Origin of the sequence: Frigoribacterium sp. Leaf172 (assembly GCF_001424285.1) — a bacterium.
GTDB lineage: Bacteria > Actinomycetota > Actinomycetes > Actinomycetales > Microbacteriaceae > Frigoribacterium.
In genome coordinates this window covers 1,304,407-1,317,991 of the sequence record NZ_LMPB01000001.1, presented here as the reverse complement: position 1 = coordinate 1,317,991, position 13,585 = coordinate 1,304,407, and the positions used below count along the sequence as shown (strand labels likewise).

Annotated in this window: 11 protein-coding genes and 2 tRNA genes; 4 read left to right on the top strand and 9 right to left on the bottom strand. The window is 69.5% G+C overall.

Features of this window, described 5'->3' with window-relative positions; all coding sequences use genetic code 11:
• Positions 1-25: 25 nt before the first annotated feature.
• Positions 26-2,053 (top strand): M3 family metallopeptidase, encoded by a 2,028-nt coding sequence (locus ASF89_RS06265; RefSeq protein ID WP_055812843.1) that lies wholly within the window; start codon positions 26-28, stop codon positions 2,051-2,053.
• Between the two features lie 77 nt (positions 2,054-2,130).
• Here ASF89_RS06265 and clpX read toward each other — a convergent pair whose 3' ends face one another.
• From clpX to ASF89_RS06240, 5 genes are all read right to left on the bottom strand, one after another.
• Positions 2,131-3,411, bottom strand: coding sequence for an ATP-dependent Clp protease ATP-binding subunit ClpX (gene clpX, locus ASF89_RS06260; RefSeq protein WP_055794709.1), 1,281 nt, complete (start codon positions 3,409-3,411; stop codon positions 2,131-2,133).
• A 175-nt stretch (positions 3,412-3,586) separates the two neighbouring features.
• On the bottom strand, positions 3,587-4,249 hold the full coding sequence (locus tag ASF89_RS06255) for an ATP-dependent Clp protease proteolytic subunit (RefSeq protein WP_055794708.1): 663 nt from the start codon (positions 4,247-4,249) through the stop codon (positions 3,587-3,589).
• 37 nt (positions 4,250-4,286) lie between these two features.
• Positions 4,287-4,874 carry an ATP-dependent Clp protease proteolytic subunit gene (locus ASF89_RS06250; protein ID WP_043597035.1) on the bottom strand — a complete coding sequence of 196 codons (588 nt, stop codon included), beginning with the start codon at positions 4,872-4,874 and terminating at the stop codon, positions 4,287-4,289.
• Positions 4,875-5,045: 171 nt separating this feature from the next.
• Positions 5,046-6,371 (bottom strand): trigger factor, encoded by a 1,326-nt coding sequence (gene tig, locus ASF89_RS06245; protein WP_055794706.1) that lies wholly within the window; start codon positions 6,369-6,371, stop codon positions 5,046-5,048.
• Positions 6,372-6,433: 62 nt separating this feature from the next.
• Positions 6,434-6,506, bottom strand: a tRNA-Pro gene (locus tag ASF89_RS06240).
• A 151-nt stretch (positions 6,507-6,657) separates the two neighbouring features.
• On the opposite strand from ASF89_RS06240, the gene ASF89_RS06235 reads away from it, so the two are divergent.
• Positions 6,658-6,731, top strand: a tRNA-Gly gene (locus ASF89_RS06235).
• 1 nt (position 6,732) lies between these two features.
• Here ASF89_RS06235 and ASF89_RS06230 read toward each other — a convergent pair.
• Positions 6,733-8,541, bottom strand: coding sequence for an acyltransferase (locus ASF89_RS06230; RefSeq protein WP_055812840.1), 1,809 nt, complete (start codon positions 8,539-8,541; stop codon positions 6,733-6,735).
• Between the two features lie 114 nt (positions 8,542-8,655).
• On the opposite strand from ASF89_RS06230, the gene ASF89_RS06225 reads away from it, so the two are divergent.
• A complete protein-coding gene (locus tag ASF89_RS06225) occupies positions 8,656-9,441 on the top strand; it encodes an SGNH/GDSL hydrolase family protein (RefSeq protein ID WP_055794703.1) in 786 nt (261 codons plus the stop codon).
• On the opposite strand, the gene ASF89_RS06220 is transcribed toward ASF89_RS06225, so the two are convergent.
• From ASF89_RS06220 to ASF89_RS06210, 3 genes are all read right to left on the bottom strand, one after another.
• On the bottom strand, positions 9,415-10,722 hold the full coding sequence (locus tag ASF89_RS06220; protein WP_055812838.1) for an acyltransferase: 1,308 nt from the start codon (positions 10,720-10,722) through the stop codon (positions 9,415-9,417). The two genes, ASF89_RS06225 and ASF89_RS06220, sit on opposite strands and share 27 nt — an antisense overlap.
• 86 nt (positions 10,723-10,808) lie before the next feature.
• Positions 10,809-11,474, bottom strand: a complete 666-nt coding sequence (locus ASF89_RS06215; RefSeq protein WP_055794699.1) for a response regulator transcription factor — start codon at positions 11,472-11,474, stop codon at positions 10,809-10,811.
• Positions 11,475-11,478: 4 nt separating this feature from the next.
• A complete protein-coding gene (locus ASF89_RS06210; protein WP_055812835.1) occupies positions 11,479-12,888 on the bottom strand; it encodes a sensor histidine kinase in 1,410 nt (469 codons plus the stop codon).
• Positions 12,889-13,074: 186 nt separating this feature from the next.
• Here ASF89_RS06210 and ASF89_RS06205 point away from each other — a divergent pair, with 186 nt between their 5' ends.
• On the top strand, positions 13,075-13,563 hold the full coding sequence (locus ASF89_RS06205; protein WP_055794695.1) for a Dps family protein: 489 nt from the start codon (positions 13,075-13,077) through the stop codon (positions 13,561-13,563).
• Positions 13,564-13,585: the final 22 nt, after the last annotated feature.

The following is a 13,585-nucleotide window of genomic DNA, read 5'->3' as shown; positions in this document are numbered from 1 at the left end:
CGACCACCCGGCCTAGGCTCGGAGCATGACGAACCCGTTCCTCGCCCCCAGCACGCTGCCGTACTCGCTGCCGCGGTTCGAGAGCATCACCGACGACGACTACCGGCCCGCGTTCGACGCGGGTCTCGCCGAGCAGCTGGCCGAGGTCGAGGCGATCGCCGCCGACCCCGCCGAGCCGACCTTCGAGAACACCGTCGCCGCTCTCGAGCGCAGCGGAGCGACGCTCGCCCGGGTCGGTCACGTCTTCTTCAACAAGACGTCGTCCGACTCGAACCCGACCACCGATGCGCTCGAGCTCGAGCTCGCGCCCCGACTGGCCGCGCACTCCGACGCGATCCGCCTCGACCCCCGCCTGTTCGGGCGCCTCCGGAGCCTGCACGACCGACGCGACGCCCTCGCCCTCACGCCCGAGCAGCGCTACCTCGTCGAGCGGCTCGTGGACGAGGCGAAGCGGTCGGGTGCCGATCTCGGAGACGACGACAAAGCGCTGCTGCGTGATCTGAACGGGCGGCTCTCGACCCTGACGACCCGCTTCGAGAAGAACCTGCTCGCCGACACGAACGACCTCGCGGTCGTCGTCGACGAGGTCGCCGAGCTCGACGGTCTCGACGCAGGGGCGATCGCCGCCGCCGCCGAGGCTGCCCGAGATCGAGGGCTCGACGGCCGCCACGTCATCAGCCTCGTGCTGTTCAGCGGTCACCCCTACCTCGCGTCGCTGACGGACGAGCGCCTGCGCGAGCGGATCATGCGGGCCTCGCTCTCGCGCGGGCGCCGCGGCGGCCCGTTCGACAACCGCGAGCTCGTGCTCGAGATCGCTCGGCTGCGCGCCGAACGCGCCGAACTGCTCGGCTTCGCGAGTCACGCCGCCGCGGTCACCGCAGGCGAGACGGCCGGCACCCCCGAGGCCGTCGCCGATCTGCTCGGGCGACTCGCGCCTCCTGCGGCGCGCAACGCCCGCGCCGAGCAGGCGGAGCTCGAGAGGCGGGCCGGGCGTCCGATCACGGCGTCCGACTGGGCCTTCGTGACCGAGCTCGTCCGCACCGAGCAGCACGACGTCGACACCGCGGCGATGAGACCCTGGTTCGAGGCCGAGCGGGTGCTGCACGACGGGGTCTTCTTCGCCGCCCAGCGGCTCTACGGACTGCGCTTCACCGAGCGACCCGACCTCGTGGCCTACCACCCCGACGCGCGGGTGTTCGAGGTCGCCGACGACGACGGGTCGCCGGTCGGCCTGTACGTGCTCGACCTCCACACGCGCGACAGCAAGCGCGGCGGGGCGTGGATGAACCCGCTCGTGTCGCAGTCGGCGCTGACCGGGCTGCCGAGCGTCGTGGTCAACAACCTGAACGTGCCGAAGCCGCCGGCCGGGCAGCCGACCCTGCTGACGCTCGACGAGGTGACGACGTTCTTCCACGAGTTCGGCCACGCGCTGCACGGCCTCGTCGCCCGCGTGACGTACCCGACGTTCTCGGGCACGAACGTGTTCCGCGACTTCGTCGAGTTCCCGAGTCAGGTCAACGAGATGTGGATGCTGCACCCCGAGGTGCTCGCGAACTACGCAGTCCACCACGAGACCGGCGAGCCGCTGCCCTCCCGGCTGGTCGACGCCCTCGTGGCGTCGCAGGGCTTCAACCAGGGCTTCGAGACGAGCGAGTACCTCGCCGCCGCCCTGCTCGACCAGGCCTGGCACTCCCTGTCCGCCGCCGAGGCGGCGACCGTCACCGACGTCGAGGCGTTCGAGCAGGAGGCGCTGGCCGCGGTCGGCCTCGATCTCGCTGCCGTCCCGCCCCGCTACTCGAGCACGTACTTCGCGCACACGTTCGCCGGAGGCTACGACGCCGGCTACTACTCGTACATCTGGAGCGAGGTGCTCGACGCCGACACGGTCGAGTGGTTCGACGAGAGCGGCGGGCTCGTGCGCGAGAACGGCGACCGGTTCAGGTCCCGCCTGCTCGGCGTGGGCGGCTCGAAGGACCCCCTCGAGGCGTACCGGGACTTCCGCGGTCGCGACGCGCGGGTCGAACCGCTGCTCGCCCGTCGCGGGCTCGCCTAGCCCCGACGGTTCGAGGCGCCCGTGTCGACGACGGAACGCCCCGGCCGCGGCGGCCGGGGCGTTCCGTCGTCGATCGACTAGGCGGACTTCTCGGTGCGGTGCTCGACGACGCGCGGCACGATGGTCGGCGCCGCGTTCTCGAGGACGGAGGCGCGGGTCACGACGACCTTTCCGACCGTCTCGTCGGAGGGCACGTCGAACATGATCGGCCCGAGGACCTCTTCGAGGATCGCCCGCAGCCCGCGGGCACCGGTCTGGCGCAGCACGGCGAGGTCGGCGATCGCCTCGAGGGCGCCGCGGTCGAACTCGAGCTCGACGCCGTCGATCTCGAACATGCGCTGATACTGACGGACGAGGGCGTTCTTCGGCTCGGTGAGGATCTGCATGAGCGCCGGCTGGTCGAGCTGGGTGACCGTCGTGACGACGGGCAGACGACCGATGAACTCGGGGATCAGACCGAACTTGTGCAGGTCTTCGGGCAGGACCTCGCTGAACAGCGCCGCCTCGTCCTCTTTGCTGTGCAGCGGGGCGCCGAAGCCGATGCCCCGCTTGCCCGCACGGTTCGAGATGATGTCTTCGAGCCCGGCGAACGCACCGGCGACGATGAACAGCACATTCGTCGTGTCGACCTGGATGAACTCCTGATGGGGGTGCTTTCGCCCTCCCTGCGGCGGCACGGACGCGACCGTGCCCTCGAGGATCTTCAGGAGAGCCTGCTGCACGCCCTCGCCCGAGACGTCGCGGGTGATCGACGGGTTCTCGGCCTTGCGGGCGATCTTGTCGATCTCGTCGATGTAGATGATGCCGGTCTCGGCGCGCTTGACGTCGTAGTCGGCGGCCTGGATCAGCTTGAGGAGGATGTTCTCGACGTCTTCGCCCACGTAGCCGGCCTCGGTGAGAGCCGTGGCGTCGGCGACCGCGAACGGCACGTTGAGCCGCTTGGCCAGGGTCTGAGCGAGATAGGTCTTGCCGCAGCCTGTGGGGCCGATGAGGAGGATGTTCGACTTCGAGATCTCGACCTCGTCGGCGAGGGACTCGGCCGCCGTGAGCGTGGACGCCGCACGGATGCGCTTGTAGTGGTTGTACACGGCGACGGAGAGCGCGCGCTTCGCCGCGTCCTGACCGATCACGTACTCTTCGAGGAACGAGTAGATCTCGCGGGGCTTCGGCAGATCGAACTCGCTGGCGGGCTCTTCGCCGGCCTCGGCGAGACGCTCTTCGATGATCTCGTTGCAGAGCTCGACGCATTCGTCGCAGATGTAGACGCCGGGACCGGCGATGAGCTGCTGGACCTGCTTCTGGCTCTTTCCACAGAACGAGCACTTGAGCAGATCGGCGCTCTCACCTATACGTGCCATGCTCGGACCCTCTCGTGGCGTGCTGATCGGCGACCCTCGACGATCGTCGTGCTGAGAGCCTAACGCGATCCTCCGACAGCGTCGGACCCCCGCGCGGTCGCCCTCGGATCGGGGACGGCACGAAGCCCCGGGCCGAGGGCCCGGGGCTTCGCGTCGACCACGGTCGAGGTGCGGATCAGCGCGTGAGCGCCGGCTGGTTCTTCCGCGAGGTCAGCACCTGGTCGACGAGACCGTAGGCGAGCGCCTCGTTCGCGCCGAGGATGTTGTCGCGCTCGATGTCGCGGTTCACCTCTTCGGGCGTCTTGTTCGAGTGGAACGACAGCGTCTCCTCGAGCCAGGTGCGCATCCGCAGGACCTCGGCGGCCTGGATCTCGATGTCGGAGGCCTGGCCTCCGCTGCTGCCGCCGGTCGCGGGCTGGTGGATCAGCACGCGGGCGTTGGGCAGGGCGAGGCGCTTGCCCGGCTGGCCGGCCGCGAGCAGCACGGCCGCCGCCGAGGCGGCCTGACCGAGGCAGACGGTCTGGATCTCGGGACGGATGTACTGCATCGTGTCGTAGATGGCCGTCATCGCCGTGAACGAGCCGCCGGGCGAGTTGATGTAGAGCGTGATGTCGCGATCGGGGTCCATGCTCTCGAGCACAAGCAGTTGCGCCATGATGTCGTCGGCCGACGCGTCGTCGACCTGCACGCCGAGGAAGACGATGCGGTCTTCGAACAGCTTGGCGTACGGGTCCTGGCGCTTGTACCCGTAGGCGGTGCGCTCTTCGAAGCTGGGGAGGATGTAGCGGGAGTCGGGGCTCTGCACCCGGCCCGCGCCACCCATCATCGGGAGTTCCATGAGTTCTTCTCTTTCTGTGATGACGATCGGGTGGGGGCTACGCCTGGTCGGTGCCGGCGCCGCCGACGACGTCGGTGGCCGAACCGCGGATGTGATCGACGAAGCCGTATTCGAGGGCTTCCTCCGCCGTGAACCAGCGGTCGCGGTCGCCGTCCTCGTTGATCTGCTCGACGGTCTTGCCCGTCTGAGCGGCCGTGATCTCGGCGAGGCGACGCTTCATCGAGAGGATCAGCTGAGCCTGCGTCTGGATGTCGGACGAGGTGCCGCCGAAGCCGCCGTGGGGCTGGTGCAGCAGCACGCGAGCGTTCGGCGTGATGTAGCGCTTGCCCTTGGTGCCGGCGGTGAGGAGCAGCTGCCCCATCGAGGCCGCCATCCCGATGCCCACCGTGACGATGTCGTTCGGCACGAACTCCATGGCGTCGTAGATCGCCATGCCCGCGGTGATCGACCCGCCGGGCGAGTTGATGTAGAGGTAGATGTCCTTCTCGCTGTCCTCCGCGGCGAGGAGCAGGAGTTTCGCTGCGATCTCGTTGGCGTTCTCGTCGCGCACCTCGGAGCCGAGCCAGATGATGCGGTCCTTGAGCAGTCGGTCAAAAACACTGTTGGGCAGTGTCACGTCGGCCATGGTGGAGCTCCCATTCGTTGTCGCTTGGTGTCGAATCTATAGGGTCCAACCCGCGTGTTCCGGGCTGTTCGCCCACGGCAGATAGTGGCCGGCGAGGGGGACGACGAAGGGCCGGGTGCGTTCAGCACCCGGCCCTCTCATGTCGACCTCCGGTCGAGTCGGTCGCGACCGTTATGCGTGGTCGTGACCCTCGTGGTCGTCGTCGTCCGTGCCGACGCCCGCGGTCGCGGTGAAGGCCGACAGGTCGACCGCCGCACCCTCGCCGTCGACGACCTTGGCCTTCGACAGCACGACCGCGAGGGCCTTGCTGCGCGCGACCTCGCCGACCATGGCCGGGATCTGGCCGTTCTGGTCGAGGACCTTGATGAACTCGCCGGGCTCCATGCCGTACTGGGCTGCTCCCTGGATGAGGTACTGGGTCAGCTCGTCCTGCTCGACCTTGACCTCTTCCTTCTCGGCGATGGCGTCGAGGAGGATCTGGTTGCGGAAGGCCTTCTCGCTGCTCTCCTTCACCTCGGCGCGGTGCTCGTCGTCCTCGAGACGGTTCTCCTGCTCGAGGTGACGGTGGACCTCGTCCTCGACGAGCTTCTCGGGGACGGGGATCTCGACCGACTCGAGGAGCTTCTCGACGACCTGGTCGCGAGCCTGGCCGCCCTGGCCGAACGACTTCGACTTGGCGAGCTGCTCGCGCAGATCCGACTTGAGCTCGTCGATGGTGTCGAACTGGCTGGCGATCTGAGCGAAGTCGTCGTCGGCCTCGGGGAGCTCGCGCTCCTTGACCGCGGTCACGGTGACGGCGATGAGGGCCGTCTCGCCCTCACGGTCGCCGCCGAGCAGCTTGGACTCGAAGGTCGTGCTCTCGCCTGCCGTGAGGGACTCGAGGGCCTCGTCGATGCCCTCGATGAGCTCGCCCGAGCCGAGCTCGTACGAGATGCCCTTGGCGGTGTCGACCTCGTCGTCGCCGATGGTCGCGGTCAGGTCGATCTGCGCGAAGTCGCCGGTGGTGGCCGGGCGGTCGACGGTCACGAGGGTGCCGAAGCGCGTGCGCAGGTTCGCGAGCTCCTCGTCGACCTCGTCGTCGGAGATCTCGACCGTGTCGACGGTGAGCTCGATGCCCTCGTAGTCGGGCAGATCGAAGTCGGGGCGCACGTCGACCTCGACGGCGATGGTCAGGTCGCCCGAGAAGTCCTTCACGTCGGGCCAGCCGACGACGTCCGCCTCGGGACGGCCGAGCACGCGGATCTGCGTCTCGGTGACGGCCTCGCGGTAGAACTTGTCGAGGCTCTCGCTCACGGCGTGGTTCAGGACCTCTTCGCGACCGACGCGCTGGTCGATGATGGGCGGCGGCACCTTGCCCTTGCGGAAGCCGGGGATGTTGATGGTCTCGGCGATGTGCCCGTAGGCGTGCGTGACGCTGGGCTTCAGCTCGTCGGGAGTCACGACGATGTTGAGCTTGACGCGCGTGGGGCTGAGCTTTTCAACCGTGGTCTGGACCAATGTGGGGCTTCTCCTGTGTTGACGACGCTGAACTCACATCCGAGACAGCAGGTAGACGATCGTCGGGGCGACAGGACTCGAACCTGCGATCTTCCGCCCCCAAAACGGACGCGCTAGCCACTACGCTACGCCCCGTGTATCACCTGGATCGGTCTCGCCCCGTTCGGTCCCGTTGAGGTCGGGTGGGGAAAAGGCCGCGGTCAGTCTAGCCGACGCGAGGGGCCGGTTACTGAACGAACCGGGGGATGGTTTATAGTGGTCTCACCCGTGCGGTGCGAACCGCTCCGGGGATGTAGCTCAATGGTAGAGCCTCAGTCTTCCAAACTGATGGCGCGGGTTCGATTCCCGTCATCCCCTCCACTCACTCCTCCGGCGTGACCGACTCCATGATCGCGTCGAGCCCGGTCTCCGGCAGCACGCGTTGCCCGAAGTACTCGGCTCCGTACTTCGTGAAGTGGATGCGATCCGGTGACAGGACCCGCCCCTCCTCGTCCGTGATCGGGATCCGCCCGCCCTCGGCGAGGTCGAGCCACGGCACGAGATGCTCGGCCGGCACGAGCTCGCGGGCGACGCGGTCCCGATCGACGATCTCCTCGGGCACGCGGTTGGTCAGCAGAGCGCGCTCGACCGGGCCCTGGCGGATGATCCAGTTGGCATTGTCTCCGAAGTTCTTCGCCCCTCCGACGAACATATCCTTGCCGTCGGCCACGGCCCGGTCGAGATCGTCCCGCACGCACGGCTCGTAGGTCCGATCGGTCGCGTAGAGGATGAGATCGGCCTGCTCGTAGCGCTCGTCGAAGTGCGCGGGTCGGGGCTCGGCGTCGAAGCAGCCCAGCACGCCGGGCTGGTGGATCATCTCGAGCCTGGCGTCCGGGTACGTCTCGAGGACCGCGTTGCCGAGGTCGCGCGAGAAGCTGTTCCCCACCACGAAGACGTTCAACCGGTCGTCGTCGACGAAGCGCGCCGCGTCGGACTCGATGAGTCGCTGCACGTACATGACGTCGATGGCCCCGTCGGCCAGCACGTCGGGCCCGTACACCCGTCCGGGCAGCCCGTCGCCGGCGTTCAGCACGAGCCCGAACGCGGTGACGACGACGACCGTCGAGCCGATCACCGGCACGAAGACCCGGGGCCGGACGGCGCTCGGCGACCGGAACGGCGTCTCGACGAACCGCCAGGTGAGCCACGCCAGACCGAGAGAGGCGAACGACAGGGCGGCGAACACGACGACGGGCGGCTGCTCGGGCGACCAGACCCGGGCGAAGGCGAAGAGCGGCTGATGCCAGAGGTACGCGCTGAAGCTGATCAGCCCGACGCCGACCATCACCGGTCGCGAGAGCACCCGGGCCGCGAGCGTCCCCTCGTGCGCGAAGGCGATCACCAGGGCGGTGCCGACGACGGGCACGGCCAGGACGGCCGGAGGGACGGCCGTGCTGCCGTCGACGAGGACGACGGCGCCGACGATGGCCGCGAGGCCGACCGCGGCGGCCGCGCCGGCGGACCGCGGGCCGAGGAGGCGCGGTGCGGCATCGCCCCGCCCCGCCATCCCCAGGGCGAGCCCGGCCCCGACGAGGAGCTCCCAGGCCCGCGACGGCAGCAGATAGAACCCCGCGTCGGGGTCGACGACCACGAGCCAGGAGGCCACAGCGATGCTGGCGACGGCGAGGACGGCGACGCCGAGCAGAGCCGTCCGGCGGCCGCGGGCGAGCAGCACGAGGAGGAGCAGGGGGAACACGAGGTAGAACTGCTCCTCGACCCCGAGGCTCCAAGTGTGCATGAGCGGCTTGAACTCGGAGGCGGTGTCGAAGTAGCCGCTCGAGACGTAGAGCAGCAGGTTGTTGCCCGACAGGATCGTCGACACGAGCGACTGCCCGAAGCCCTCGAGCTCGTCGGGCATCATCCAGAGCAGAGCGAACGGGGTGCAGACGACCAGGACGACGAGGGTCGCCGGGAGGATCCGCCGGATGCGCCGCATCCAGAAGGACCGCAGGGAGAAGGCGCCTCGAGAGCGCTGGCCGACGATGATGCCCGTGATCAGGTAGCCGCTGATGACCAGGAACACGTCGACGCCGACGAGTCCCCCCGAGAACCCCGCCACCCCGGCGTGGAAGAGGATGACGCTGACGACCGCCACTGCTCGGAGGCCGTCGATCTCGGGTCTGTACGTCATCTCTCGGGGCCTCCGGGCTCGGAATTCAGTGAACAGATATCAACTTTAGCATATCAATATCGGCTGACCCGGGGCGATTAGACGTCGGGCGGCCGGGTGCCGCACAATGTCGCCATGACCCCGGGCCCGTCACTCCTCCGCCGCCGCCGACCCCGTGCCCTCGGGGTCGCCCTGCTCGGACTGGCGCTCGTCACGGGCCTCGGCCTCTCGGGCTGCAGCACGCCGAGCACGACGCCGCCGCGCGCCGAGGGCGGCGCGGCTCCAGCCGCCGCCGCGGGCGACCTGCGCGTGGCCGTCGTGGGCGACTCGCTCAGCGCCGGGCGGAGCAGGTTCCTCGGGAACGGCCTCGACGACAAATCCTGGATGACCTACGCCCAGGGCGACGGCATCGAGTTCGCCGGGGGCTGGGCCAAGGCGGGCGCGACCGTCGAGGAGATGGCAGCCGCCGTCTCCCCCGTCGACGCCGACCTCCTGGTGCTCATGGGCGGCACGAACGACGTGCGCCTCGGGACGAGCTTCGCCCAGGCGCGATCGTCGTACGAGTCGATCATCGAGACCGTCGGCGCCGACCGCGTGCTCATCGCCGCCATCCCGCCCTACGAGCGGGCGCCCGAGGCCGCGACGACCTACGACGCCGATCTCGCCTCGTGGGCCTACGGCGAGGGATACGCCGTCGTCGACCCCTGGACCTTCGCGAGGGGCGACGACGGCCTCTTCGCGCCGGGTGCCAGCGCCGACGGCATCCACCCGACGTACAGCGGATACGCCCGTCTCGGTCGCGCGTTCCGTGACCTCATCCTCGAGACGATCGTGCCGAGCGACGCCATCACCTCGGGCCCCGAGGCGTCCGACGATCGCGGCGTCTCCGCGCCGTCAGCCGCGGGCGCGCTCGTCGGCTGACGGCGTCGAGCCGTCGGTGACAGCCTCGTCACCGGGCGCGGTCGCTCCGAGACCCGCGGGCCCCCCGCCGCGCGACGGCCGACTCGAGGGCTTCAGCCTGAGAGCCTGCTTCTCGACGGCCCAGTAGGTCGCGGTGGCCAGCAGCAGGGTGATCGTCACGGTCACGACCAGATAGAGCGCGTAGAGCGCCCGCCCGCCCTGCCCCGGATCGAGGAGATCCTGCATGATGCGGATGACCGGCATGTGCCAGAGGTACACGCTGAACGAGATGACGCCGAGATTCCGCACGGGCGACCAGTCGCAGAACCGCGCGATCCAGCCCAGACGATCGCCGTGAGCGGGCAGGACCATGAGCAGCAGCATCCCCGTGAAGCCGATCGAGGCGAAGGTGTCCTGGAACTCGGGGGTGGAGCCGATCCAGGCGACGACGAAGGCGGCGCCGATCACCACCATCAGCGTGCCGCGGAGGGCGGAGATCGCGATGGGGGTCGCCGACCCGCGTCGGACCGCGATGTACAGCAGCGCCGCCGCCATGCCGAAGGCGAAGAGGTCGGCGTGCAGCAGGAGGCTGCGGCTGACCACCGAGAACCAGTTGTCCGACCAGCTCAGCTCGCCCCCGCTGAGACCTGAGGTCTCGCCGACGGTGTGCTGCCAGATCTTGCCGCCCACCCCGGCGACGAACATGACCCCCACGGGCACGAGCGCGCCGATCCACCCCGAGGTGCGGAGCGCCACCCGGCGACCGAGCATCGCCAGGAACGGCAGCACGAGGTAGAAGGTCAGCTCGACGGTGAGGGTCCACGACACCTCGAGACCCGTTCGGAGGGTGCTCGGCAGGTACGAGTGCAGCAGAGTGAGGTCGACGATCGTCTTCCACCACGGGAGCCGCCCGAACTCGTTCTGCGACAGGAACGACATCTGCAGTCCGAAGTTCACGATCAGGAGCACCACGACGTAGGCGGGCCAGATCCGCAGGAACCGGTTCGCCGTGTACCGCTTCAGCGACGGCAGCTCGCGCCCCTCGATGATCCGCGTCGCGAAGGGCCAGAACAGCAGGAACCCCGAGAGCACGAAGAACAGGCTGAGACCCTGGTGCATGAGGAAGACGAGCAGCGGAAGGGTCTCGTCCTCCACATCCCGGGTCAGCACGTGGGCCACGTGGTAAGCCAGCACGGCCATGGCCGCCAGCCCTCTGAGCCCTTCGAGTCCGACGATCCGGTCGCCCCAGTGCCGACTCGTCGACGAGGTGGTCGAGGTCGGGATCGAGGCGGGCGCGGACATCGCAACAGGCTACCCGAGGCCTCCGGCGCGCGCCCCGTCGTCTCGCGCACCGGAGTCGTGACGGGGGATCCCGAGGAGGCGCGGGTCTAGTTCTGCAGGTACGCCAGCACCGCGAGCACCCGCCGGTGGTCGGTGCCGCTGTCTTCGAGGAGCAGCTTCTGGAAGATCGACGTGACGTTCTTCTCGACGGCGCCGGTGCCGATCACGAGCGCCGACGCGATCGCGGCGTTCGTCCGCCCCTCCGCCATGAGGGTCAGCACCTCGCGTTCCCGCGGCGTCAGCGCGGCGAGGGGGTCGCTGCGCCGACCGAGCAGCTGCGACACCACCTGCGGGTCGAGCACCGTGCCTCCGTTCGCGACCCGCTCGAGGGCGTCGCGGAACTCGTCGAGCGAGGCGATGCGGTCTTTGAGCAGATAGCCCACTCCCCCGGAGCCGGCTTCGAGGAGATCGCGGGCGTAGGCCACCTCGACGTACTGCGAGAGCAGGAGGATCGCCGTGCCGGGTCGGCGAGACCGGATCTCGATGGCCGCGCGCACCCCCTCGTCGGTGTGGGTCGGCGGCATGCGGACGTCGAGCACGGCCACGTCGGGGGCCGCGTCGTCGAGACCGGCCAGCAGCTGATCCGCGTCGCCGAAGGCGCCCACCACCGTGACCCCGAGCTCGTCGAGCAGTCGGACGAGCCCCTCGCGCAGCAGCACGGAGTCGTCGGCGACCACCACGCGGAGGGCGGGGTCGAGGGTGGTGTCGGGCATCCGCTCAGTCTACGAGCGGGACCGTGTCGACGGGCAGGGTCGCGGTCGTCGCCATCGGGATGCTCACCGTGACGATGGTCGGGCCGCCCGCCGGGCTCGAGATGTCGAGGAACCCGCCGAGACCGACGAGACGCTCCTGGACGCCGGCCAGCCCGTGTCCGTCGCGGAGCCCCGCTCCACCGCGACCGTCGTCCGTGACGACGAGCTCGAGGAGGAGCCCCGCGCCGTCCGGGGCCTGTCGGGTCCGGACCACCAGGTCGGCCGACGACGCCTCGGCGTGCTTGCCGATGTTGGTCACGAGCTCCGACGCGATGAAGTAGGCGTTGCGCTCGATGTCGCTCGAGACGACGACGTGGGCGGGGACCCGGTCGAGCAGGGTCGTGGGGATCACCGATCGGTCGACGAGCGACTCCAGGGCGGCGATGAGACCTCGGTCGAGCAGCAGCGGAGGCGCGAAGCCGCGGGACAGCGCACGCAGCTCTTCGAGGGCCTCCTGGGACTGCAGCCGCGCCTCCTCGATGAGGGTCCGGCTCCTGTCGGGGTCGGTCTCGATCGCGCGTGAGGCGGCGGCGAGATCCATCTGCAGACGCACGAGGCGCTGCTGCGGACCGTCGTGGATGTCGCGCTCGAGGCGGCGCAGGGCCGTGCCCTCGGCCGACAGGGCGGCGGTGCGTGAGATCTCGCGGTCGGCCAGCTCCACCTCGAGCTCGTCGGAGCGGAAGCCGCCGAGCATCGCCGCGGCGATGGCCTGGTGCATCACGACGAAGCCGTGGACGACGTAGGGCAGGAGGAGCACCACGGCCGTGAGCACGACCACGCCGAAGAAGAGGGCCAGGAGCCCGAACGACGTGCCGCCGATCGTCTCGGTGAACGAGTACGCGTCGGATGGGGCGATGGAGGTGACGAAGAGGACGCCGGCGAGGACGAGCCCGAGGGGCACGACGAGCGAGGCGACGGTCACGAACGCGGTGAATCCCGCGACGGCCGGGAACACGACGAGCGCATAGAGCAGGTAGAGCCAGTAGTGGGGGTTCGCGACGACGGACACGGCCCGGACCACCCGCTTGTCGGACCGACCCCAGACGGTGTTCGGGGTCCAGTCGACCGGGCGGATGGGCCGCTCGGAGGCCCACCGGAGCCTGATGACCTCGAAGGTGCCGAACCACCTGGCCAGCCAGAGCGAGGCGAAGACGAGGACGGCGAAGGCGACGAAGCCCGTGACCGTGTCGCCGACGCCCCGCAGCGCCGACAGGAAGATGCTCGCGCCGATGCCCACCACGACGACCAGCACCGCCGAGAGGGCGATGTAGCCGAGCTCGCGGGGAAGCCCCCGCCATCGGCGGGCGTAGCCGCCCGACTGCCGCGGCGGCGAGAGGTAGGGGTTGTGGGTGGCGATGACGCTCTCCTGGTTCATGCTGTCGAGCCTGGTCGACGACCGGCGCGCGACCCATGGTGCCAGCGACCGGAAGCCCGGTGGGGTTATCCCCCCTCGGCGGCGACGATGAGGTCAGGCTGCCCTTGGTGAGCCGAGCCTCAGCTTGCTTGCGGAATCTTCTCAGACCTCTAGCGTTGTCCCCATCGTCAAGGAAAGGACCACGTCATGACCGACCTCACCCGCACCGTCCCCCAGGGATCCGTCGACCCCGACGTCGCTGCCGGCGTCGCCCAGTTCCTCAGCCAGATCGTCACCGACATGACCGCGCTCTCGGTCAACGGCAAGCAGGCGCACTGGCACGTCCGCGGCATCGCGTTCATCGCCGTGCACGAGCTCATCGACGTGGTCGTCGACCACGCCCGCGAGTGGGCCGACCTCGCCGCCGAGCGCGTCGTCGCTCTCGGCCTCCCGGTCGACGGCCGCATCGCCACCGTCGCCGCCAACACCGTCATCCCCCCGACGTCGCCCGGCTTCAACCAGATCGACACCACCATCGCCGAGCTCGTCGCCCAGATCGATGCCTCGCTGGTGGCCGTCCGCACAGCGATCGACGAGCTCGGCGAGCTCGACGCGTCGAGCCAGGACGTCGCCATCGAGATCTCGCGCGGCCTCGAGAAGGACCGCTGGTTCCTCGCCGCGCACGTCGCCGGCTGAGTCCGCTCCCCCGACGACGGAG